Annotated in this window: 24 protein-coding genes; 14 read left to right on the top strand and 10 right to left on the bottom strand. The window is 73.1% G+C overall.

From position 1 onward, the window contains the following. Nucleotides 1–49 precede the first annotated feature (49 nt). Together ACIGFK_RS09010 and ACIGFK_RS09005 are read right to left on the bottom strand one after the other, a co-directional pair. Entirely contained in the window at nt 50–271 is a 222-nt protein-coding gene (locus ACIGFK_RS09010) for a hypothetical protein (protein ID WP_376658880.1), read from the bottom strand. A 28-nt stretch (nt 272–299) separates the two neighbouring features. Further along, nucleotides 300–1,583 (bottom strand): anion permease, encoded by a 1,284-nt coding sequence (locus ACIGFK_RS09005; RefSeq protein WP_376658879.1) that lies wholly within the window; start codon nt 1,581–1,583, stop codon nt 300–302. Between the two features lie 311 nt (nt 1,584–1,894). Here ACIGFK_RS09005 and ACIGFK_RS09000 point away from each other — a divergent pair, with 311 nt between their 5' ends. Then, on the top strand, nt 1,895–3,025 hold the full coding sequence (locus ACIGFK_RS09000; protein ID WP_386465348.1) for an alpha/beta hydrolase: 1,131 nt from the start codon (nt 1,895–1,897) through the stop codon (nt 3,023–3,025). A 117-nt stretch (nt 3,026–3,142) separates the two neighbouring features. Next, on the top strand, nt 3,143–4,555 hold the full coding sequence (locus tag ACIGFK_RS08995) for a hypothetical protein (RefSeq protein WP_376658877.1): 1,413 nt from the start codon (nt 3,143–3,145) through the stop codon (nt 4,553–4,555). Nucleotides 4,556–4,587: 32 nt separating this feature from the next. Here the strand turns inward: ACIGFK_RS08995 and ACIGFK_RS08990 are convergent, their stop codons facing one another. After that, nucleotides 4,588–4,983 (bottom strand): VOC family protein, encoded by a 396-nt coding sequence (locus ACIGFK_RS08990; RefSeq protein WP_376658876.1) that lies wholly within the window; start codon nt 4,981–4,983, stop codon nt 4,588–4,590. A gap of 63 nt (nt 4,984–5,046) precedes the next feature. Then, nucleotides 5,047–5,937: a neutral zinc metallopeptidase gene (locus ACIGFK_RS08985; RefSeq protein WP_376658875.1), complete on the bottom strand. Its 891-nt coding sequence runs from the start codon at nt 5,935–5,937 to the stop codon at nt 5,047–5,049. Between the two features lie 251 nt (nt 5,938–6,188). On the opposite strand from ACIGFK_RS08985, the gene ACIGFK_RS08980 reads away from it, so the two are divergent. The 8 genes from ACIGFK_RS08980 to amaP all read left to right on the top strand — a co-directional run bounded on the left by ACIGFK_RS08980 (nt 6,189) and on the right by amaP (nt 11,817). Further along, nucleotides 6,189–7,787 carry an ABC-F family ATP-binding cassette domain-containing protein gene (locus ACIGFK_RS08980; protein ID WP_376658874.1) on the top strand — a complete coding sequence of 533 codons (1,599 nt, stop codon included), beginning with the start codon at nt 6,189–6,191 and terminating at the stop codon, nt 7,785–7,787. A gap of 361 nt (nt 7,788–8,148) precedes the next feature. Beyond that, nucleotides 8,149–8,370 (top strand): helix-turn-helix domain-containing protein, encoded by a 222-nt coding sequence (locus tag ACIGFK_RS08975; RefSeq protein WP_376658873.1) that lies wholly within the window; start codon nt 8,149–8,151, stop codon nt 8,368–8,370. Between the two features lie 150 nt (nt 8,371–8,520). Then, the gene (locus ACIGFK_RS08970) at nt 8,521–9,300 is read left to right on the top strand and encodes an enoyl-CoA hydratase/isomerase family protein (protein ID WP_376658872.1); all 780 of its coding nucleotides are present in this window, start codon (nt 8,521–8,523) and stop codon (nt 9,298–9,300) included. 273 nt (nt 9,301–9,573) lie between these two features. Then, on the top strand, nt 9,574–10,011 hold the full coding sequence (locus ACIGFK_RS08965) for an Asp23/Gls24 family envelope stress response protein (RefSeq protein WP_376658871.1): 438 nt from the start codon (nt 9,574–9,576) through the stop codon (nt 10,009–10,011). A gap of 29 nt (nt 10,012–10,040) precedes the next feature. Beyond that, complete coding sequence (locus tag ACIGFK_RS08960) at nt 10,041–10,226, top strand: hypothetical protein (RefSeq protein ID WP_376658870.1); 186 nt, start codon at nt 10,041–10,043, stop codon at nt 10,224–10,226. A 7-nt stretch (nt 10,227–10,233) separates the two neighbouring features. Then, the gene (locus ACIGFK_RS08955) at nt 10,234–10,716 is read left to right on the top strand and encodes a hypothetical protein (RefSeq protein ID WP_400051071.1); all 483 of its coding nucleotides are present in this window, start codon (nt 10,234–10,236) and stop codon (nt 10,714–10,716) included. Then, nucleotides 10,713–11,255, top strand: a complete 543-nt coding sequence (locus ACIGFK_RS08950; RefSeq protein WP_376658869.1) for a DUF6286 domain-containing protein — start codon at nt 10,713–10,715, stop codon at nt 11,253–11,255. Before ACIGFK_RS08955 ends, ACIGFK_RS08950 begins: the two co-directional genes overlap by 4 nt. Nucleotides 11,256–11,262: 7 nt before the next feature. Beyond that, complete coding sequence (gene amaP, locus ACIGFK_RS08945) at nt 11,263–11,817, top strand: alkaline shock response membrane anchor protein AmaP (protein ID WP_386465359.1); 555 nt, start codon at nt 11,263–11,265, stop codon at nt 11,815–11,817. A gap of 48 nt (nt 11,818–11,865) precedes the next feature. Here the strand turns inward: amaP and ACIGFK_RS08940 are convergent, their stop codons facing one another. From ACIGFK_RS08940 to ACIGFK_RS08915, 6 genes are all read right to left on the bottom strand, one after another. Next, the gene (locus ACIGFK_RS08940) at nt 11,866–12,621 is read right to left on the bottom strand and encodes an SDR family oxidoreductase (RefSeq protein ID WP_376658867.1); all 756 of its coding nucleotides are present in this window, start codon (nt 12,619–12,621) and stop codon (nt 11,866–11,868) included. 9 nt (nt 12,622–12,630) lie between these two features. Continuing rightward, entirely contained in the window at nt 12,631–13,422 is a 792-nt protein-coding gene (locus tag ACIGFK_RS08935; protein WP_376658866.1) for an SURF1 family protein, read from the bottom strand. Between the two features lie 92 nt (nt 13,423–13,514). Then, a complete protein-coding gene (locus tag ACIGFK_RS08930) occupies nt 13,515–13,748 on the bottom strand; it encodes a hypothetical protein (RefSeq protein WP_215139859.1) in 234 nt (77 codons plus the stop codon). An 84-nt stretch (nt 13,749–13,832) separates the two neighbouring features. Then, nucleotides 13,833–14,822 (bottom strand): DEDDh family exonuclease, encoded by a 990-nt coding sequence (locus ACIGFK_RS08925; protein WP_400051068.1) that lies wholly within the window; start codon nt 14,820–14,822, stop codon nt 13,833–13,835. 41 nt (nt 14,823–14,863) lie between these two features. Next, nucleotides 14,864–17,494, bottom strand: coding sequence for an MXAN_6230/SCO0854 family RING domain-containing protein (locus ACIGFK_RS08920; protein WP_400051066.1), 2,631 nt, complete (start codon nt 17,492–17,494; stop codon nt 14,864–14,866). A 143-nt stretch (nt 17,495–17,637) separates the two neighbouring features. Next, nucleotides 17,638–18,261, bottom strand: a complete 624-nt coding sequence (locus ACIGFK_RS08915) for a TetR/AcrR family transcriptional regulator (protein WP_376658863.1) — start codon at nt 18,259–18,261, stop codon at nt 17,638–17,640. 142 nt (nt 18,262–18,403) lie between these two features. Here ACIGFK_RS08915 and ACIGFK_RS08910 point away from each other — a divergent pair, with 142 nt between their 5' ends. The 4 genes from ACIGFK_RS08910 to ACIGFK_RS08895 are packed head-to-tail and all read left to right on the top strand — an operon-like array spanning nt 18,404 to nt 22,634. Further along, nucleotides 18,404–19,213 (top strand): acetoacetate decarboxylase family protein, encoded by an 810-nt coding sequence (locus ACIGFK_RS08910; protein WP_400051064.1) that lies wholly within the window; start codon nt 18,404–18,406, stop codon nt 19,211–19,213. Nucleotide 19,214: 1 nt separating this feature from the next. After that, a complete protein-coding gene (locus ACIGFK_RS08905; protein ID WP_386465370.1) occupies nt 19,215–20,099 on the top strand; it encodes an SDR family NAD(P)-dependent oxidoreductase in 885 nt (294 codons plus the stop codon). A gap of 10 nt (nt 20,100–20,109) precedes the next feature. Then, complete coding sequence (locus tag ACIGFK_RS08900) at nt 20,110–21,414, top strand: amidohydrolase family protein (protein WP_386465374.1); 1,305 nt, start codon at nt 20,110–20,112, stop codon at nt 21,412–21,414. Beyond that, nucleotides 21,411–22,634 (top strand): amidohydrolase family protein, encoded by a 1,224-nt coding sequence (locus ACIGFK_RS08895; RefSeq protein ID WP_376658859.1) that lies wholly within the window; start codon nt 21,411–21,413, stop codon nt 22,632–22,634. The genes ACIGFK_RS08900 and ACIGFK_RS08895 overlap by 4 nt, the downstream gene beginning before the upstream one ends. Nucleotides 22,635–22,651 lie beyond the last annotated feature (17 nt).

Raw genomic sequence — 22,651 nt, 5'->3', positions numbered from 1 at the left:
TCCCCCCGGGAGAAACCCGGAGGGAGCGTTCACACGTGGTGTCCCGCGTTTACGAGACGATCAGATAGATCCCGTAGCCCACGGCCACCGCGACGAGCGCGAAGCAGGCGTAGGCGCCGCTGCGGGCGAGGGTGGCGCTGCCGCCCTGCTCGGTGGCGGTCTCGTGCTTGGACAGGCCCACCAGGCCCAGGGTGAACAGGGCCACGAGGGCGACGGTGGCGGAGAGGCTGACTCCGAAGACGGAGCCGAGGGCTGCCCAGTCGATCTTCATACCGCTGATTCCTCTGTCGTTCTCGGGGTCAGACCGCTGCGGCCGGGGCCGCGGGGGTCGTCGTCGCGGCCGGGATGGTGGCCTTGAGGGCGTCGTCCGTGACGTCGGCGGTCGTACCCGCGGTGCCGGTACCGGCGGCGGCGACGGTCGGCGGGACGGTGACGGCTGCCATGGCCGTGGTGACCACACCCGGCTCCTCGGCGGCGGCCGGTGCCACGTCGTTGACGTTGTTGTGGTCGACGACCTGGCGGCGCGAGATGAACCAGATGGCGGCGCAGGAGGCGACCAGGAAGACCGCCACGGCGGCGACGCCGACGTCACCGGTGCGCATGATCAGCTCGGCGCCGGCGGAGACGATCGCGGCGGCCGGCAGGGTCAGGCCCCACGCGATGAACATGCGGGTCGCGGTCGACCAGCGGACCACGCCGCCCTTGCGTCCCAGGCCCGCACCCATGACCGCGCCGGAGCACGCGTGGGTGGTGGAGAGGGAGAAGCCGAGCGAGGAGGAGGCCAGGATGACGCTGGCGGCCGAGGTCTGGGCGGCGAAGCCCTGCTGCGGGTGCAGGTCGGTCAGGCCGGAGCCCATGGTGCGGATGATGCGCCAGCCGCCGAGGTAGGTGCCCATCGCGATGGCCAGACCGGCGGAGACGATGACCCAGACCGGCGGGTTGGAGCCGGGGGCGATGGCGCCGCCGGCGACGAGCGCCAGGGTGATGATGCCCATCGTCTTCTGCGCGTCGTTGGTGCCGTGCGCGAGGGAGACGAGACCGGCCGAGGCGATCTGACCCGCGCGGTAGCCCTTGGCGGAGGTCTTCTCGCCGACCTGGCCGCCGAGCTTGTACGTGACCCGCGCGGCCAGCATCGAGGCCACACCGGCCACGATCGGGGCGGCGACGGCGGGGATCAGCACCTTGGTGACGACGACGTCGCCGTTGACCGCTCCCATGCCGGCGGATGCGACCGCGGCGCCGATCAGGCCGCCCATGAGGGCGTGGGAGGAGCTGGACGGCAGGCCGATCAGCCAGGTGACGAGGTTCCAGAGGATCGCGCCGACCAGGGCGGCGAAGATCACTTCCGGCTGGATGCCCTCTTCGTTGACGAGGCCCTTGGAGATCGTCTTGGCGACCTCCACGGACATGAACGCGCCGACGAGGTTGAGCACGGCGGACATTGCCACCGCCGTCTTGGGCTTGAGGGCGCCGGTCGAGATGGTGGTCGCCATCGCGTTGGCTGTGTCGTGGAAACCGTTCGTGAAGTCGAACACGAGAGCGGTGATGATCACGATCCCGAGGAGAAGCGTTATGTGCTCCATTTACCCAGGCTTCTGTTTGGCGTCAGTGGCTCGCCGACCGTAGGCAACCTGGGTGAACGGAAGATGAACTGACATGGTCGGAGCGGTGTACCGGCCAGTGGCCTGATCGGATCATTCGTCCCGATTCTCCCGTAGATAACTCGATAAATGCACGTCAAAGAGGGGTGAACGAACCCCTCCGCGAGGGTCCCGTGGCGTATACGACCCCCTGCCCCGGGTGCCGAAAGAGACCTAGATCACGCCGCCCCGGGCGGGCTGCGGAACGATCTCCTCCAGTGGCCCGCCGGTGCTCACGCCACGACACTGGAACGGTGCGTACCGCCACAGCGACGGCAGCGGCCGTCACCACGACCCTCCTGGGAGCCGGCGCGGCCGCCGTTGCGGCCGGCCGGTACGCCGCCGACGCGGCCCTGAGGCCCGAGCCCGGCCGCCCCCTGCCCGGCGGCGCCCGGCTCAGCGTCCACTCCACCGCCGCCGGGCGGGTCACGCTGACCCGCACCCTCGCCTCCCTGCGCCCCGGCACCTACGGGCTGACCGCGCCCGGGCTGCACGCCGTCGTCGGGCCGGTCATCACCGAGGCCGAGCACGACCCCGACGCCGTCGTACGGCGGCTCGTCGCCGTCACCCACGGCAGCCTCGACCCCGGCACCCGGGTCCAGATCACCCCCCAGGTCCACCTCGGCGACCCGCGCACCGCCCTCGGGCTCGACCACGCCGACGTGGACGTTCCCGGGGAGCTCGGGGCGCTGCCCGCCTGGTTCGTGCCGGAGGACCGCACCACCTGGGTGATCACCGTGCACGGCCTCGGCAGCAGCCGGGAGCACCCGATGGTGGTCATGCCCTTCCTGCACCGCAGCCGCTTCCCCGTCCTCGACCTCGCCTACCGCGGCGACCTCGGCGCCCCCGCCTCCCCGGACGGCATCGGCCACCTCGGTGAATCGGAGTGGCGGGACGTGGACGCCGCCATCCGCTACGCCCTGCGCTACGGAGCCCGGCGGGTGATCCTGCACGGCTGGTCCACCGGCGCCACGATGGCCCTGCGCGCCGCCGAGCGCTCCGCGCTGGCCGACCGGATCTCCGGGCTGGTGCTCGACTCTCCCGTGCTCGACTGGCACACCACCCTGCGCAGGCTCGCCGTGGCCCGTCACACCCCCGCCCCCGTTGTGCCGCTCGCCGTCTGGGCCGCAGAGGGCCGCGCGGGGCTGCGCGCCGACCACCGCCCGCCCGGCGCCGACCCGGGCGCCCTCCGCATCCCCGTCCTGATCTTCCACGGCCCCCACGACACGCTCGCCCCCTGGGAGCCCTCCCGGCGGCTCGCCGCCGCCCGCCCCGACCTCGTCCAGCTGCACACCGTCGAAGAGGCCGAGCACGGCGCGATGTGGAACGCGGACCCGGCGGCCTACGAGGAAGCCCTGCGCCGCTTCCTCACCCCTTTGATGTGAAGGCCGTGAGGTGGGGGAGGCCCTGAGGGGGTGTTGTCCGGGTCTGTCACCCCGGCGAGCAGTGGCAACGGCCGATTCCGTTTGGGCTTTCGGCCGGTGACGGGCGAGACTGCTTCCGTGACGTCCCGAAAGCCTGATGAGCAGTTGGCTCGCGACTCCAGACTCCGACTCGTCTCCCCGCGTTCCGTCGCCGCGGCCCGCAAGGCGGTGACCGACCGGCGCACCCGGCCCGCCCAGCGGCCCCCGGCCGGCACGCCCGCCACGCCCGACCTCGCGAACCGGGCCCGGGCCTCGCTGGCCGATGCCGTACGCCTGGCCCGCTGGGCCGAGCTCAACCTCGGCGCGGGCGACGGGGGCAGGCCCGCACCCGCGGGCGCCCTGCCCGCGGTTGACGTCGAACGCGCCGCCGGGGAACTGAACCTGACGCACGGGCAGATCCGCGTCGGCTGGGACCGCGCCCGGCTCGCCGGCCTCGTCGAACTGCACGGCGGCCACGCCCGGCCCGGCTGGCGGCTGCGAGCCTGGGACCGCGACGACTCCGCCGTCCTGCGCGGCTGGGTCGCCCTCTTCGACGCCTGGTCACTGGTCCACCCCGCCCCCGCCGACATCGCCCCCGAGGCCGTCGCCGAGGTCGTCGAGGCCATGCCCCAACTCCTCTCCCTGCTCCAGCTGTCGGCCGGCCCCGTGACCGTCCCCGACCTGCTGGACCTGCTCGGGCAGCGCGTCGCCGAACTGCGCGACGAACGCTGCGAGGTCCCGTACGAGGACCGGCCCGGGTCCGCAGCCGACGCCCGGAACGGCGCCGCGGTCCCGCTCGCCCGGCTGCTGCGCTGGGCGCTCGGGGGACTCGCCGCCGTGGACGCCGTCACCCTGGGCCCCGCCCGGGCCGCGCTCACCCCGCTCGGCAGCTGGGCGGTCTGGGTCAAACTCGAGCAGATCTGCGTCGCCGCGCAGAGCCCGGCCGGCAACATCGAACAGTCCGCCGCCGCCATGCTGCACGGCTGCGCCCGGCTCACCCCCGGACCCGCCCGCGCCGAGTACCAGGCCTGGCTCGCCGCCCGGCCCGTCGGCCACGCCGTCAGCGAGCTGCTGCACGCAGCCCGGGGCGAGGACGCCCTGCTGCGCGGGCTCGCCTTCGAGGCGCTCCGCGTCGTCGGTGCCCCCGCCGAGCCCGAGGTGCGCGCCGCCGTACGCGAACCGGCGCTGCGCCCCTACGCCCTGCTCTGGCTCGCCGAGCACGACGGGGTCGACCCCGACGAGGCGCAGGACGTCCTCACGCCCGAGGAGTCGACCTGGCTCTGGGTGGACACCGCGGCCGCCATCGCCGACCACGGCGAAGCCGAGCTGCTGGCCCGCCACCTGGACTCGGCCGTGCGCACCACCGTGCCCCGGCTGCTGGACGAGGTCCGCGCCGTCGGCCACCCGCGCACCGTGCAGGTACTGGTCGCCCTGGCCGCGGCCCACCCCGACCCGGCCCTCGCCAAGGCGGTCCGCCGGGCCGCCTTCCAGGTCCACACCGGCGGAGTCTGACGGCAGCGCTACGCGCGTACGCGCCGCAGTCCTCAGACCTGCGGCGCGTACGTCCCGAAGCTCCAGATGTTCCCCTCGGCGTCCCTGGCCATGTAGTCGCGGGAGCCGTAGTCCTGGTCGGTGGGTTCCATCAGGATCTCCGCCCCGTGCTCGGCGGCCCGCCGGTGGTGGCCGTCCACGTCGTCGACCAGGACGTAGACCCCGGTGGGGCCGGCGCCCTCCATGGCCTTGTCGAACACCCCGCCCCTGCCCTTGCTGCCCAGCATCACGACGCCGTTGCCGTACGCCAGCTCCGCGTGCATCACGGACCCGTCCTCACCCTCGTACACCGCGACCTGGCTGAACCCGAAGGCCTCGGTCAGCAGCTTGATGGCCGCCTTGGCGTCGCGGTAGACCAGCGTGGGACAGATGGACGGAACGCCTGCCATGACGACCACTCCCTCTCGTGACGGTGACGCGCGTCACACCAGCATGGCAGGAGGGGCCGACAGTCAGCGGAAGGTGTTGCACTGGGCCATGTCACCGGTGCGGTAGCCCTGGTAGAACCACTGCTGGCGCTGCTCGGCCGAGCCGTGCGTCCAGGACTCCGGGGTCACCCGGCCCTGGAACTTCTCCTGGATCCGGTCGTCGCCGACCGCGGCCGCCGCGTCCAGCCCGTCCCTGATGTCCTGGTCGGTCAGGCTGGTGATCAGCGGCCGCCCCGTGGACTCGTCCGGGGTCTTCGTCGCGTTGCGCGCCCACACCCCGGCGTAGCAGTCCGCCTGGAGCTCCACCTTGACCGCGTTGCTGTTCGCACCCTGCTGCCCGTCCTGCGCCCGCTGGAGCGTCCCCATCAGGTTCTGGATGTGGTGGCCGTACTCGTGGGCCACGACGTAGGCCTGCGCGAAGGGGCCGCCGTTCGCGCCGAACTTCGTCCGCAGCTCGTCGAAGAAGCCCAGGTCCAGGTAGACCTGGCGGTCCGCGGGGCAGTAGAAGGGGCCGACCGCCGAGGTGGCCGCCCCGCAGGCGGTGTTCACCCGGCCGGTGAAGAACACCGTCGACGCCGGGGTGTACCGGCCGCCGCGCCTGGTGAACTCCTGCCTCCAGAAGTCCTGGGTGCTGTTGACCACCGCGACCAGCCGGCAGTCCTCACGCGCATTGGCGTCCTGCCCCGTCCTGCAGGCCTGCTGCACCTGGCCGAGCGAGGACGCGGCCGGCGCCGGCTCCTGGTCGCCGGAGGACAGTCCGAGCTGCTCCGGGCCCACTCCGAAGAGCAGCCCCAGGACCAGCGCGATCAAGCCGACGATGCCGCCGCCGACCGTGGCCCTGCCGCCCGGGATGCGGCTGCCGCGCACGTCCTTGACCTCGGAGGTGTCCAGATTGGCGTTGTCGTCGAACTGCATCCCGCACCGCCCTCGCGCTCCACCTGTCGCCCTGAGGCGAGTACCGACCCGTTCATCCTCGTATGTGCCGGGGCGCCTGTGCGTGATCGCTGGGCCGAACGGGGGACGGGGCCCGCGGGCCGACGGCCCGGAAAGTAGTTGCGCACCCCCGGTAGAATGAATCCCATGGCAAATCTCCTCGCGGATTAGCGGCGTCGAAGCTTCGCGTCCTGCCCCCCTTCCGCCGTCCCGACCCGCCCTGGAGTATTTCCGTGATCACCGCCACCGGCATCGAGCTGCGCGCCGGCGCCCGCGTCCTCATCGAGTCCGCCTCCTTCCGCATCGCCAAGGGCGACCGCATCGGCCTGGTCGGCCGCAACGGAGCCGGCAAGACCACCCTCACCAAGTGCCTCGCGGGCGAGGGGCTGCCCGCCGCCGGCGCCATCACCCGCTCGGGTGAGGTCGGCTACCTCCCGCAGGACCCGCGCACCGGCGACCTCGACGTCCTGGCCCGCGACCGGATCCTCTCCGCGCGCGGACTCGACGTACTGATCAAGAAGATGCGGGCCAACGAGGACCGCATCGCCACCGGCTCGGGCGCCACCCGCGACAAGGCGATGAAGCAGTACGAGCGCCAGGAGACCGAGTTCCTGACCAAGGGCGGGTACGCCGCCGAGGCGGAGGCGTCCACCATCGCGGCCGCCCTCAGCCTGCCCGACCGGGTCCTCGGCCAGCCGCTGCACACCCTCTCCGGCGGTCAGCGCCGCCGCGTCGAGCTCGCCCGGATCCTCTTCTCGGACGCCGACACCCTGCTCCTCGACGAGCCGACGAACCACCTCGACGCCGACTCCATCGTCTGGCTGCGCGACTACCTCAAGACCTACCGCGGCGGCTTCGTCGTCATCTCCCACGACGTCGACCTGGTCGAGACCGTCGTCAACAAGGTCTTCTACCTCGACGCCAACCGGTCCCAGATCGACGTCTACAACATGGGCTGGAAGCTCTACCAGCAGCAGCGCGAGGCCGACGAGAAGCGCCGCAAGCGCGAGCGCCAGAACGCCGAGAAGAAGGCCGCGGCCCTGAACTCGCAGGCCGACAAGATGCGCGCCAAGGCGACCAAGACCGTCGCCGCGCAGAACATGGCCAAGCGCGCCGAGCGGCTGCTGTCCGGCCTGGAGGCCGTGCGCGTCTCCGACAAGGTCGCCAAGCTGCGCTTCCCGGACCCGGCGCCCTGCGGCAAGACCCCGCTGACGGCCGAGGGCCTGTCGAAGTCGTACGGCTCCCTGGAGATCTTCACCGACGTCGACCTGGCCATCGACAAGGGCTCCCGCGTCGTCATCCTCGGCCTCAACGGTGCGGGCAAGACCACGCTGCTGCGGCTGCTCGCGGGCGCCGAGAAGCCCGACACCGGCGAGGTGACCCCGGGCCACGGCCTCAAGCTCGGCTACTACGCCCAGGAGCACGAGACGCTCGACCCCGAGCGCACGGTCCTGGAGAACATGCGCTCCGCCGCGCCCGACCTGGACCTGGTGGCCGTGCGCAAGACGCTCGGCTCCTTCCTGTTCTCCGGCGACGACGTGGACAAGCCCGCCGGGGTCCTGTCCGGCGGCGAGAAGACCCGTCTGGCCCTGGCCACGCTGGTCGTCTCCTCGGCGAACGTGCTGCTGCTCGACGAGCCCACCAACAACCTCGACCCCGCCAGCCGCGAGGAGATCCTCGGCGCGCTGCGCACCTACAAGGGCGCGGTCATCCTCGTCACGCACGACGAGGGCGCCGTCGAGGCGCTGGAACCGGAGCGGATCATCCTGCTCCCGGACGGCGTCGAGGACCTGTGGGGCCCGGACTACCGGGACCTGGTGGCCCTCGCCTGACCCCGCGCCCCGTCCACGCGGTCTGATCCAGTTCCTTATGGATCATTCGGCTCAGGGGTGATCCATCATCTGAGTGAGACGGTCTGGTACCGCTCTACGACGTACGACGGCCCCGGTCGCACCCGAGCAGGTGTGTGACCGGGGCCTTCGGTTTTCCGGTGCCGCGCCCCTGACCTGGTGATTCCCGGTGAAGGTGGAGAAGTGTGACGGAAGTCATGCGGCGGAGGGGGAGATTCCGTTCTGCTCGGGTGTCCACCCCTCGGGAAATGCCGTCGCACCGACCTTGCGGAATGGGTGGCCAGGAAGCCGGGGAGGGGTGATCATGAGAAGTCCAGAGCGCACTTCCCACGAGGAGGCACGGGTGGCCGAGACTCTGAAGAAGGGCAGCCGGGTTACCGGCGCCGCGCGCGACAAGCTCGCGGCAGACCTGAAGCGAAAGTACGACTCCGGTGCGAGTATCCGGGCGCTGGCCGAGGAGACCGGCCGGTCCTACGGATTCGTCCACCGGATGCTCAGCGAGTCCGGGGTATCGCTGCGTGGCCGCGGTGGCGCGACGCGCGGCAAGAAGGCGGCTACGGCCTGACCCCGGTCCCACCGGTTCCGACAGTTCCAATGGTTCCAACGGTCCGGATGTACCTTCGGTGACCCCCGGTCGGCCTGTTGACCGACCGGGTGGTTACTGTGCAGTCACTTAGGCCGAGAACGCGGCCGACCGCACATCGGAGGCATTCGGATGGCTCTGCTCGACAAGGACGGCGTACGACTCACCGTCGACGACACGCTCGCCACGGTGACACTGACCAATCCGGCCAAGCGAAATGCCCAATCCCCCGCGCTCTGGCGGGCTTTGGCGGAGGCCGGACGGTTGCTGCCGGGCACTGTCCGGGTCGTCGTGCTGCGCGGCGAAGGCAAGTCCTTCTCCGCGGGACTCGACCGGCAGGCGTTCACCCCCGAGGGCTTCGAGGGCGAGCCGTCCTTCCTCGATCTGGCACGTGGTTCGGACGAGCTGCTCGACTCCACCATCGCCGAGTACCAGGAGGCTTTCACCTGGTGGCGTCGCAATGACATCGTCTCCGTCGCCGCCGTGCAGGGGCATGCGATCGGCGCCGGCTTCCAGCTCGCGCTCGCGTGCGACCTGCGCGTGGTAGCGGAAGACGTCCAGTTCGCCATGCGCGAGACCAGCCTCGGCCTGGTCCCCGACCTCGCCGGCACCCAGCCGCTGACCTCGCTCGTCGGCTACGCCCGTGCGCTGGAAATCTGCGCCACGGGCCGCTTCGTGCACGCCGAGGAAGCGGAGCGGGTCGGCCTCGCCAACCTCGTGGTCCCGGCGGACGAGCTCGACGCGGCCGTCCAGGACCTCGCCACGGCCCTGCTCGCCCCGCCGCGGGACGCCGTGATCGAGACCAAGGCGCTGCTGCGGGACGCGCAGTCGCGCCCGTACGACGACCAGCGCACCGCCGAGCGCGCCGCCCAGGCCCGCCGCCTGCGGGACCTGGCGGGCCTCTCGGACTGACGCCGCCCCGGGCCCGGTCCCCGAACGCTCCTGCGGCTGCCGCCGGGAGGTTCGCGGGCCGGGCCCCGGCATGTCCGCGCGCCACACCGGTCACCCCCTCCCCGCAGCCCCCGGGAGGCCCGCTCCCGGACGCCGCGGATTCCTCCGGGTGCGCCGCCCTGGGAGCGCCATGCGGGCCGTGCGCTTACGGTGGTCGGGAGTCCGCACGCGCGAAGGGCGCTGCATCCTTCGAGGCGCCTCGTTCCCGGGGCACCTCATTCCTGAGGAGATGCGATGACCGAATCCGCATCGGGAAGCTCCGGGCGGCAACCCGCACCCGGCGACCGGGGCCGTACGACCATCGCCGACGGGGTGGTCGAGAAGATCGCGGGGCTGGCCGCCCGCGAGGTGGTCGGCGTGCACGCCCTGGGCAGCGGCAGTGGCCTGTCCCGTACGTTCGGCGCGGTCCGCGACCGCGTCCCGGGCGGCGCCAAGGCCTCCGTCAGCCGCGGGGTCAAGGCGGAGGTCGGCGAGGTCCAGACCGCGCTCGACCTGGAGATCGTCGTCGACTACGGCGTGGCGATCCGCCAGGTCGCCCGGGAGGTCCGTGAGAACGTCATCTCGGCGGTCGAGCGGATGACCGGACTGGAGGTCGTCGAGGTCAACATCGCCGTCAGCGACGTCAAGCTGCCCGACGAGCCCGACGAGGAGCCGGAGACCCGGCTCCAGTAGCCCGGAAAGCAGCCGAGAGGAGCCAGCACATGAGGATGGCGGTCGCCGGCATGTTTGCCGGCATGGCCCTGGGGTTCGCCGGATACTTCGGCGGTTTCGGAGCCTTCCTGCTGGTGGCGGCCCTCGGAGCCGTCGGCTTCGTCGCCGGGCGCTTCCTCGACGGGGACCTGGAACCGGGGGACCTGTTCCGCCGCCGCGACGACCGGCACGGGTGAGGCGCCCATGAACGACCCGACGAGCGACCCGACGAGCGCCCGGACCGGCCACCCGACGAGCACCCCGACGAGCGCCCGGACCGGCGACCCGACGAGCGCCCCGGCGGGCGACCCGACCGGCAGGCCGGGCAGTGCGGCCAGGGCCACCCCGCCCAGGGCCGCTCCCGCCGACCGGGGTGCCACCCGGATCGCCGACGGGGTCGTCGCCAAGATCGCCGGCCAGGCGGCGTGGGAGGCGCTGCCCGCACCCTCGGGTGCCCCCCCGCACGCCACCGTCACCGTGCACCACGACATCGCCCGGGTCCGGGTCAGCCTGGAGCTCGACTACCCCTCCGACCTCGCCGCCCAGTGCGCGGCCGTGCGGCAGCGGGTCACCCTGCGCGTCGAGGAGTGCGCGGAGATGTCCGTACCCGAGGTCGACATCGACATCGAGCACCTGCACTCCACGCAGACCCGGCTCGGCGCCGGGCGGGACCGGCGGCTGCGGTGACCGCCCCGGCCGCCCGGTTCCGGTCCTCCCGGCGCATCCCGGCCGCCCTCACGGCGCTCGCCGTGCTCGGCGTCGCGGCGCTCTTCCTCTACGACCTGGCCGCCGTACGGGCCGACCGTCCCGGCATGCGCTGGCGCCGCGAGCTCGCCGTCCGGCTCGACCGGCTCACCCCCGCGGACCTGGCCGTGCAGCTGACCGGCGGGGCCCTCGCCGTGGCCGGGGCGCTGCTGCTGTTCCTCGCGTGCACCCCCGGCCTGCGGCGGCTCCTCCTGATGCGGCCCCCCGGGGAGGCCGCCGGGGTGCGGGCCGGGCTCGGCCGCAGGGACGCCGCGCAGGTGCTGCGGGACCGGGCCATGGAGGTGTCCGGGGTGCGGTCCGTGCGGGTCAAGGTGGGCCGGTCCCACGCGGTGGTGCGGGCCACCTCGCACTTCCGCGAGCTGGACGACGTACGGGCCGACCTGGACGAGGTGCTCGCCGTCGCCATCGGGGAACTCGGCCTCGCGCACCCGCCGCGGCCGCGCGTACGGGTCAGGAGGTGAGCGGGAGGTGCTCGGGAGGGTGAACCGGATCCTGCTGGCGGTGGCCGGAGCGGTCCTGCTGGCCGTCGGGGTCGTACTGCTCACCGGCTCGTGGCCGCTGCACGGCCGGCACGCCCCGCTGCTCACGGCCGCGGACCGGGCCCGGTACGGGCAGGCCGGCGGCTGGTGGTGGGCGGTGCTCGCCGGTCTCGCCGTGTGCGTGCTGCTGGCGCTGTGGTGGCTGCTGTCCCAGCTGCGGCGGGCGCGGCTGGCCGCCGTCGAGGTCGACACCGGGGACGGGGCCTTCGCCGTGCTGCGGGGGCGCGCCCTGGAGGAGGCGGTCGCCGCGGAGGTCGGCGCCCTCGACGGCGTGGCCCGGTGCAAGGCCTCGCTGCGGGGCCGGCGCGGGTCGCCGGCCCTGCGGCTCGCGATGGAACTGGAACCCCACGCCGTGCCCGCCGACGCGCTCTCCGCGCTCGCGGGCCCGGTCATGACCCACGCCCGTACCTCGGCGGGCCTCCCGGAGCTCCCGGCGGAGGCCCGCCTCAAGGTGACCTCCCACCGGGCGCAGCGGGTGGTGTAGGGCGCCGGCGGTGGGCGCCCGGGCCGGAGGGGCACCGGCCCCGGAGGGTCAGAAGCCGTGCCGGGAACCGCCGTCCACCGGGAGCATCACGCCCGTCAGGTACGAGGCGGCGGGGGAGAGCAGGAACGCGGCCGTGCGGCCGAACTCCTCGGCGGTCCCGTAACGGCGCAGCGGGATGCGGGACTCGTTGCCCGCGCGGGCCGCCTGCGCGTCGCCGGACAGCGCGTCGAGTTCGCGCACCCGGTCGGTGTCGATGCGCGCCGGGAGCAGGCCGACGACGCGGATCCCGCGCGGGCCGAGGTCCACGGACAGGGACTTCGCGAAGCCCGCCAGGCCCGGCCGAAGGCCGTTGGAGATGGTCAGGCCGGGGATCGGCTCGTGGACCGAACCGGACAGGACGAAGCCGATGACCCCGCCCTCGCCCAGCTCGGCCGCGGCCGCCCGGGCGAGGCGGACCGCCCCCAGGAAGACCGCGTCGAAGGCGGCCGCCCACTGCTCGTCGGTGTTGTCCGCGGCGAGGCCGGGGGCCGGGCCGCCGACGCTGACGAGGATCCCGTCGAAGCGGCCGAAGTGCTCGCGGGCGGCGGCGATGATCCGGCCGGGCGCCGAGGGATCGGCGTTGTCGGCGGCCACGCCGACGGCGTTCGGGCCGAGTTCGGCGGCGGCGTCCGCTGCGCGCTTCGCGTCCCGGCCCGTCAGGACGACCTTCGCGCCGTCGGCGGTCAGTTCACGGGCGGAGGCGAAGCCGAGGCCGCGGGTGGCCCCGGTGACTACGTAGACACGGTCTTTCAGTCCAAGATCCATGCCGACACGCTACGCCGTCGCGGGCTCGGCCTCCACGGCGGCGGCCTTGGCCGCCTCCTCCTCGCGGTCCCGCTTCTCCCGCCGTACGAGGACCAGCCAGCCGACCGGCACCGCGGACGCGAACAGCCACCACTGCACGGCGTACGCCATGTGCGCGCCGATCGAGTCGTGGTCGGGCTCGGCGATGATCTCGGGGCCGCCGTCGGCCGGGGCCGGACCGGTGAGCTCCATGTAGCCGCCGAGGACGGGCCGTCCCAGGTACTCGGCCTGCTGCGCGCTGTTGATCAGCATCACCTGGCGGTCCGGCAGGCCCTTGCGGTCCTTGATGCCGCTGCCGCCGCTCGTCTCGTCGGCCTTCAGCCGGCCGGTGACGGTGACCTCGCCGGAGGGCGCGGCCGGCACCGGCGGATAGGCGCGGGGGTCGTCGCCGCCGGGCACCCAGCCCCGGTCGACCAGCACCACCCGGCCGTCGGAGAGGACGAGCGGGGTCACGACGTGGAAGCCGACCTTGTCGTCGTTGGAGGTCCGCATCCGCACGGCCACCTCGTGCGCGGTGTCGTACGTGCCGGTCGCGGTGACGGCCCGCCAGACGTCCGCGCGGGGGACCGTGTGGCCGGGGGAGGTGACCTGTGCCACGGGGACGGGCTTCGCCCGCAGGTTCGCGGTGATGAGCTCGTTCTGCGCGACCCGGTGCTCATGGCGGTGGTACTGCCAGAACCCCAGCTTGATCATCACGGGGATGAGGACGAGGGCGACGAGGGTGAGGCACACCCACTGCCGGGTCAGCACAAAGCGGTACACGCAGACGACGTTACCCCCAGCGCGGAAGACCCCGGCGGCCGGGTGGCCGTCCGGGGTCCGGAGACGGAACGGGGGGACGGGGTGCGGGGGAGTCAGACGCGGTCGACGATGCCCACCTTCCCCTCCGCGCGGGCGCAGTGCGCCCCGCAGAACCACTGGCCCTCGACCTCGACGCCCTGTCCGATGATCTGGACCCGGCAGTGCTCGCAGACGGGCGCCATGCGGTGAATGGCGCAGGAGAAGCAGTCGAAGACGTGCACCGCGCCCTGCGCGTGCACTTCGAAGGACATGCCGTAATCGTTTCCGCAGACCTCACAACGTGCCATGCGCCGAATGCTGCGCACGCCGGGGGACCGGAACAAGATCCAGCGGGGTGAGTCGCCGCGCCTGCACCCACCCGGCGCAACGGGTCAGGATTCCGCCGGGGAATCCGCGTCCGCCACGTCCCGCAGCAGCTGGGTGAAGGCCGCCTCGTCGACGACGGGGGTCCCGAGGGACTTCGCCTTGACCGTCTTCGAGGTCGCCGAGTCGGGGTCGTTCGTCACCAGCAGGCTGGTGAGCCGCGACACGCTCGTGGCGATGTGCAGGCCCGCCTCGACCGCGCGGTCCTCCAGCAGCTCCCGCTCCACCGAGGTGTCGCCGGAGAAGGCGATCCGCATCCCCTGCTTCAGCGGCTTGCCGTCCTCGTAGCGCCCCGGGTTCGGGTACGGGCACGGCGGCCGCTTGCGCGAGGGCCGCCAGCTGCTGTTCCCGTACGAGGACTGGTAGCCCACCCGCGGAGCGGCGGCGGAGTCCGACCACTCCGTCAGCGGCCGGCACTCCAGCAGGGGCAGCCGTACGCCGCCGCGGGCGGCCGCGTGCAGCGACGGGCGGAAGGCCTCGGCGAGCACCCGGGCGTCGTCGAGCGCGTGGTGGGCGCGCTGCTGGACCACGCCGAAGTGCGCAGCGAGCGACTCCAGCTTGTGGTTGGGCAGCGGGAGGTTCAGCTCCTTCGACAGGGCGATCGTGCACAGCCGCTGGCGGACCGGCGCGGTCACCTCGGCGCGGGCGTACTCCCGGGCGATCATCTGCCAGTCGAAGATGGCGTTGTGCGCGACGAGCACCCGGTCCGCGAGCCGGCCCGCGAACTCCTCGGAGATGTCCTTGAAGAGCGGGGCGTCGGCGAGCATCGCGCTCGTCAGGCCGTGGATCCACACCGGCCCGGGATCGCGCTGCGGGTTGACCAGGGTGTACCAGTGGTCCTCCACGTTGCCCTGCGCGTCGAGCCGGTAGACGGCGGCGGAGACTATCCGGTCGTCGCGAGCGAGCCCGGTGGTCTCCACGTCGACGACCGCGTACCCCTTCGGGTACGCGGTCGGCCACGTCGTCTCTGCGGTCGTACGGTCGGCGAGCATGGTCACAGAGGATATCGGCCCCGACCGACAGCCGTGGCCGCGCCGGCCTACTGCCCCAGCTCCGCCAGCAGGTCCCCGGCGCTCACCCGGGCGAACTCGCCTGATGCTTCGGCCGGTCCGGGGAAGAGCCGGTACGCGGTCCCCGAAGCCCCCGCCGGGGCCGTGCCCGCGTGCACCGTCGCCAGGAACACCCGCTTCCCCGCCGCCACTTCGGCGCCCTCCGCGTCGGCGTCCGCCGCCCGGCGCCGCTCCTGCGGCGGCTCCAGGGCCAGGACCCGGGCGGCGAAGGCGGCCACCGGCTCGCCGTCCCCGGCCCGGTAGGACCACAGCTCGTCCGGCAGCCCCGGACCGGCGCCCCGGCGCACGACGGCCACCTCGCGGGAGCGGGCCGCGGCCCGCCACACCGCCAGGTCCCACATGCTCGTACGGACGCCGGAGCCGAAGTGCTCCCACACGTCGCGGGCGACGGACCCCAGCCGGTCCCCGTGCGCGGCCACGCTCTGGAAGCCGCCCGACGGCGGCAGGTGGACGTCCGCCCACAGGGCCCGGCGCGAGGCCAGGTCCACCACCATCGGCATGCAGACCCGCGACTGCCCGGCCAGGTCGAAGCGCTGGCGGACGGTGCGCGGATCGTACGAGGAGTCGCGGGGGCGGTCCGCCGGCAGGGCCATGAAGCCGGCGAAGGCGTCCGGGAGCTCGTCGAACGGCACGTTGTTGTAGCTGAAGACCAGCGGGACCGCGAAGGCGTCGCCGCTCGATGCGAGCGCGGCCGGGTCCAGGTCCACGTACTCGGTGGCGCCGTCCGGCGCGGGCGCCGAGGTCAGGTCGCCCGAGTGGGTGGCGGCCCCGGCCGGGCCGTGCCGCAGCGAGGTGTAGTCGCACAGACCGGTGAACCGCCACCCGGAGTCGAAGAAGGCGACGGACAGGTCGAGGTCGGTGATGACCCCCGCGGGCTCCGTCCAGTGCAGGAACAGCCGCAGCACCTCGCCCTCGGGCAGCGTCTGCGTACTGCCGCGGGGCACGGCCACCAGCGCCCTTGCGGCAGTGCGCTCGCCGAACGGCACGGTCAGGTCCGCGAGGCCGGAGTCGAGGACGGCCAGCTCGTACGGTTCCCCCTCGGCCGCGGCGAACCGGCGCAGCACCTCCCCCTCCAGCCGCGCCACGACGTCCCGGGCGAGCGGCGCGGGCAGCGGGGCCCGCTCCTCCCACGCCACCTGGGAGCGGGCGACCTCGCCGCGGGGGAAGAACACCCGGCGCCCGCCCCGCCGGTCCTCGGCCCGGGCCCGCAGCGCGCCGAGCGCGGACAGCAGCGGGCCCGCGCCGACGGCGGGCAGCCCCCGCTCCAGCGCCTTCTCCAGCTCGGGGACGAGCTCCTCGCCGGGATGCAGGCGCAGCAGATGGTCCAGGCGGCGCACGAGTTCCCCGGGCCGCTGCCCGGCCAGTGCGGCCGCCGCTCCCGCGTCCCCGCGGGCGAGGGCCTCCTCGATCCGGCCGGCCCAGGTGGCGGGGCGGATCCGGTCCCCGTCCACGCGGACGGCGTCCGGGTGCGCCGCGGCCGTCTCCAGCAGCGCCGCGCCGAACGGGGTGGCGGCGGACAGGGTGGTGCCCCGCAGCACGGCGAAGGCCAGCGCGGCCCGCGGGTGCCGGGCCTGCTGCTCGAAGGGGTGCAGGCGCTCGGCGGCCCGCTTCCAGGCGACGGGGTGCCGCAGCAGGTCTTCGACCAGGTACTCCGGGTTCAACGCGTCCAGCACCGCGAGGAGTTCCCGGCGCAGGCGCCGCCCGGGGTTCGCGAACCGGGGCAGCGGCAGCAGGCCCGCATCCCCGCCGGAGACCACCGCGAGCAGCCGCAGCACGTCGGTCGCGGTGGTGAGCCGGGTGGCGAGCAGCGCCCGCGCCGCGTCCTCGGTCCGCCAGTCGCGCAGCAGCGTGCCGAGGACCAGCGCCTTGGTCTCCCGTACGGGGATCTCTTCGGGCAGCCAGCCGAGGTCCGCCGGGGCGGAGGCGATCAGCAGGGCCAGGTCCTCGCGGTCCTCGGGGGACAGCGGGGTCTGCCGGGCGAGCAACGAGGCGACCACGCGGGCGCAGTCGCCGGGCAGATCGGTGCCGAGGCGCAGCAGCCGCAGCGGGCCGACCGGCAGGTTCTTGGCCTTGCGGCCGGCCCGCTCGGCGCGCTCGTCCCGGTCCGGGTGCAGGAAGGGATCGGCGGGGTCGACGCGCCGGTTGCAGACGGGGCAGCCGGTGTGGTCGGAGCCGTCCCAGCAGGCGCGGCACACGAGGTGGGCGCAGGGCGCGACGGGGTGGACCGTGCCGTGCTCGCCGCAGAGCACGCACGGCTGCTCGGGTTCCTGGAGCAGCAGGGCGAGGACGCGGCCGACGTACCAGCGCTCGGTGTCGTGCGGGATGGAGAAGGGGAAGCGGCGGAAGAGCGGCTTGTGCACCCGGTCGGCGCCCATCAGCTCGTCCACCAGTGCGAGCAGTCGCAGCCGCTCCTCGGCCAGGTCGGTCGGCGCGAGCACCGACAGGGCCGCGTGCAGCTCGGGGGCGAGCGCGTGCCCGCGCTCCAGGAGCTCGCCCTCCAGGGGCCGGACCCCTTCGCGGCCGGGCGAAGCGGCGGCCGGCGGCTGGTCGACGTAGACGGCGCCGAGCCGGCGCAGCAGTACGGACTCGATGGCAGACACTGGTGGATCCCCCTCCGGACACGACAGAGCGGGGGCGGAGAGTGGGCGCGCGGGATCTTCGACAGAGGTGAGACGGATGCACGCCGGGGAGCCGCCCCCGCACCGCCGATCCCACCACGGGCCCGCGCGCCGCGGCAAACCGATTAGCTGCGCGGTGGCAGCAGGGTCGAGGTGAGGGCCTGTACGGACAGCAGGAACAGCCGCTCCGGATCCGCCGGGCGGGCCAGCGCGCGGGCCAGCGCCGGATCGTGCGGGGCCGTGGCCGGATCCCAGAGCTCGCTCTCGGCGGGGGACTGGGCGGGGGAGCGCTCGCGGTTGCGCTCCACGAGCAGGAAGCCGACGATCTGGAACTGGATCGCGCGCACCACGTCGGCCGCCCGCGCCCCGCGCAGCCCGGCGACGTGCACCTCGTGGACGAGGGCCTGCTGCGCCGGCAGGAACATCCGCTCGGTGAGCCCGCGTTCGTGGACCATCGCGATCAGGTGCGGTCGCGCGCGCAGCTCGCGGCGCAGGATCCGGGCGACCGACAGGATCCGCTCGGCCGGGCCGTGGCCCGCCGGTCTGATCGCGCCCATCTCCTGCACGGTCCGCTCCACGAGGGCGTCCAGCAGCTGCTCGCGGTTGCCGACGTGCCAGTAGATGGAGGTCACCGCGGTGCCCAGCTCGGCGGCGAGCTTGCGCATGGTGAGGGCGGCCGGACCGTGCTGCTTGACCAGGGACGCGGCGGCGTCCAGTACCTCGTCACGGGTAAGCGTGCTTCTGGCCATGGATCCGGTCCGCCAATCTGTCGCATCGTCAGAAACTGGCACATCGTCAGTTCTGTTCGTGCAGAGGTCTTTACCCTTCATCGGTGGCGGTGTAACTGTGTTACAGAACCGACTCCGCTCAAGACGAGGGTGGTGCGTGAACATGGCACGCGTACGGTACGGAGCGCGAACCGAGGCAGAGATCGCGGCATCGCGCGAGAAGAACTCCAAGCTCCCCGACATCTGGTCCACCGGCGTCGTCGCCGTCTGGGAGACCGACCCGGACGTGGTGGCGGCGGTCCTCCCGCCCCCGCTCAAGCCCGCCGAACGGCCCCTCGTACGGGCCAACATCAGCAAGGTCGACCTGCCCGGCTACCCCCTGGGCGCCGGCTCGGTGGCCGTCGCCGCCCAACACGGCGGGGTCGAGGGCTGGTACCCGCTCGTCATGCCCATGAGCATGGAGCGCGCGCTGACCGGCGGCCGCGAGGTCTTCGGCGAGCCCAAGAAGCTCGGCGAGATCAGCGTCGAACGCGACGGCCTCGTCGTCCGGGCCGCCCTCGCCCGGCACGGGATCGCCTTCGTCGAGGTGCGCGGGGCCGTCGACCGCGAGCTGCCGCTGCCCGAGCCCACGCAGAAGGTCGACTTCTACTTCAAGTTCCTCCCCGCGGTGGACGGCTCGGGCTTCGACGCCGACCCGGTGCTCGTGCACTGCACCCGCAACGAGAAGGTCCGCAAGCTGGAGCACATCACCGGTGACGTGGTGCTCCGCGAGTCGATGTACGACCCGGTCGCCGACCTTCCGGTGCGCCGCGTCCTCGAGATCACCATCGGCGAGAAGACCACCGACCAGCAGGGCAAGGTCGTCGAACGGGTCAGCGCCCAGGCCCTGCTCCCGTACATCCACCAGCGCTACGACGACCCGATGCAGATCCTGGACGCACCCCCGTCGGGAAGCACGGAAGGCAGCGTCTGACATGCGACTCGAACCAGGACAGGTGGCCGTCGTCACCGGAGCGGCCAGCGGCATCGGCCTCGCCATGGCCCGCCGCTTCGCCGCCGAAGGACTGAAGGTGGTCCTCGCCGACGTGGAGGAGGGCGCCCTGAACAAGGCCGCCGCGGAGCTCACGGACGACGGGGCGGAAGTCCTCGCACGGACCGTGGACGTCAGCGACCGCGACTCCGTCATCTCCCTCGCCGACGCCGTCTACGACGCCTTCGGCGCCGTGCACGTGCTGTGCAACAACGCGGGAGTCGGCTCCGGCGCCGAAGGCCGGATGTGGCAGCACGAGCCCAACGACTGGAAGTGGGCCTTCTCCGTCAACGTCTGGGGAGTCTTCCACGGCATCCAGGCCTTCGTCCCGCGCATGATCGAGGGCGGCGCCCCCGGCCACGTCGTCAACACCTCCTCCGGCGACGGCGGCATCGCCCCGCTGCCCACCGCCTCCGTGTACGCGGTCACCAAGGCGGCCGTGGTGACGATGACCGAGTCCCTCTACGCCCACCTCAAAGCCGAGGGCGCGGCCGTCGGCGCCTCCGTCCTCTTCCCCGGACCGCACATGCTGCGCACCGGGCTGTGGGAATCGCACCGCAACCGGCCCGAGCGCTACGCGAAGGAACGGCCGCGCAAGTCCCCGTACCGCAGCCTCGACCAGTACGAGGCAGCCATGAAGCAGGCCGGGCACGAGGTGAACTTCACCCCCGTCGAGGAGGTCGCGGAGCACGTCGTCGACGGCATCCGCGCCGACCGCTTCTGGATGCTCCCGGCCAGCGAGCACAGCGACCGGCAGATCCGCGCCCGGTCGCAGTCGATGCTCGACCGCGCCAACCCCGCCTACCTGGAAAGCTTCATCCTCGACTGAGGGGCCCGCAGTGAGTGACGCACCGTACGAAGACCCGTACCTGATCATCTCCTCCGACTGCCACGCGGGACTGCCGACCGAGCAGTACCGCCCCTACCTCGACTCCCGCTTCCACCCGCAGTTCGACGAGTTCCTGGGCCAGCGCGACGCCCGCCGTGAGGAGGCCACCCGCCTCGGCGTGCGCAACGAGGCCTTCGCCGAGAAGTGGTTCCACGATCACGAGGAGGGCCTCAGGGGCGGCTGGGACACCACGCAGCGGCTCAAGGAACTCGACGGCGACGGCGTGGCCGCCGAGGTCGTCTTCCCCGACGCGGACGCCGTCGACAGCCAGACCGCGGCCCCCTTCGGCGTGGGCCTCGGCCTCTCCGGCGACCAGGACCCCGAACTGGGCATGGCGGGCGCGCAGGCGCACAACCGCTGGCTCGCCGAGTTCGTGGCCGACGGGACCGTCGAGCACGCAGCACGCCACTGCGGCGTCGCCCTGCTCCCCATCACCGGAGAGCCGGACAAGGTCGTCGCCGAGATCCACCGGGCCAAGGAGTCCGGGCTGGGCGCGCTGATGATCCCCTCGATGTGGGTGGACAAGGCGCCCTACCACGACCGCCGCTACGACCCGATCTGGGCGGCCGCGGCCGAGACGGCGATGCCGATCGTGACCCACTCGGGGGCCGCGCCCCGCCACGAGTACGGCGATCACCTGGGCATCTACGTCTCCGAGGTCACCTGGTGGCCCTCGCGCCCGCTCTGGTTCCTTCTCTGGTCCGGGGTCTTCGAGCGCCACCCGGGCCTGAAGTTCGGCGTGGCCGAGTCGGGCTGCTGGTGGCTGCCGAACCAGCTCTGGTTCATGGACCGCCTCTACCTCGGCGCGCACGGCGGCAAGAAGCTCTCGCCCTTCGCGGAGCTCAAGCGGCCGCCGAGCGAGTACCTCGACCGCCAGGTCTTCATCTGCGCGACGAACACCAAGCGCCGCGAACTCGCCCAGCGCTACGAGATCGGCGTCGACAACATCCTCTGGGGCTCGGACTTCCCGCACCCCGAAGGCACCTGGCCCAACACCCGCAACTGGCTGAAGAACACCTTCCACGACATCCCGGTGGCCGAGACCCGCCGGATGCTCGGCCTGGCGGCGGCCGACGTCTTCGGCTTCGACACCGAGAAGCTCGCCCCGATCGCCCGCCGGATCGGCCCCACCCCGGCCGAGCTGGGCCAGTCCCCCGACCAGGCCGCGGTGGAGGCCTCCTGGGCCCGCTCCCGCGAGGTGGGCCGGCACTGGCTGACCGAGAACGACTTCCCGGTGCTGGGGGTGGACGCGTGACCTCGCAGGACCGCTACACGGTCATCTCGGCGGACTGCCACGCGGGCGCCGACCTGCTGGACTACAAGCCGTACCTGGAGAAGCGGTACCACGACGAGTTCGACGCCTGGGCCGCCACGTACGTCAACCCGTACGAGGACCTCCTCGCGGACACGGCGGACCGCAACTGGAACTCGGCGCGCCGCCTCGCCGAACTCGAAGCGGACGGCATCGTCGCGGAGGTCCTCTTCCCGAACACGATCCCGCCGTTCTTCCCCAAGGCCTCCCTGATGGCGCAGCCCCCGACGGCCGCCGAGTACGCGATGCGCTGGGCGGGGCTGCAGGCCCACAACCGCTGGCTGGCCGACTTCTGCGCGGACGCGCCGGGGCGGCGGGCGGGTGTGGTCCAGATCCTCCTCAACGACGTGGACGCGGCGGTCGCGGAGATCCGCCGCACCCGCGAAGCCGGCCTCACGGGCGGCATCCTGCTGCCCGGGGTCCCGCCCGGCTCCACCGTCCCCGAGCTGTACTCGGAGGCGTACGACCCGATCTGGGCGGTCTGCGACGAGCTGGGCGTCCCGGTCAACCACCACGGCGGCTCGGCGTCCCCACCGCTGGGCGACGAACCCGCCGCCCGCGCGGTGTTCATGGTGGAAACCACGTGGTTCTCGCACCGCGCCCTGTGGCACCTCATCTTCGGCGGCGCGTTCCGCCGGCACCCCGGCCTCAAGCTGGTCCTCACGGAGCAGGGCTCCGGCTGGATCCCGGGCGTGATGGAGATGCTGGACTACTACCACGGCCGCCTGGTCGCGGCCTCGGGCACGGCGGAGTCCAAGTTCGGGGCGGGGCTGGCGGACGCGATGGGCAAGGGCCCGAGCGAGGTCTGGCGGGACAACTGCTTCGTGGGAGCCAGCTTCATGCGCCCCCACGAGGTCCCGCTGCGGGACCGGATCGGCCTCGACAAGATCATGTGGGGCAGCGACTACCCCCACGACGAGGGCACGACCCCCTTCTCCCGCGAAGGCCTCCGCATCGCCTACGCGGGCCTCCCGCGGGAGGAGGTCGCCGCGATGGTCGGCGGCAACGCGGCCCGCGTGTACGGCTTCGACCTCGCCCTGCTGGACGCGGCCGCCGCGAAGCACGGCCCGCTGGTCTCGGAGATCGCCGAACCCCTGACGGCGGTCCCGGAGGGCGCCACCAGCCCGGCCTTTGCCCGAGGGGGGTCGGTCCGGGTCTGGTAGCCCCTGTTTCCCGCCGG

It is taken from the genome of Streptomyces sp. NPDC085524 (assembly GCF_044541755.1).
In the GTDB taxonomy this organism is placed as follows: Bacteria; Actinomycetota; Actinomycetes; order Streptomycetales; family Streptomycetaceae; genus Streptomyces.
The sequence above is the reverse complement of the archived record's forward strand: the minus strand, read 5'-3'. Positions and strand labels throughout refer to the sequence as shown.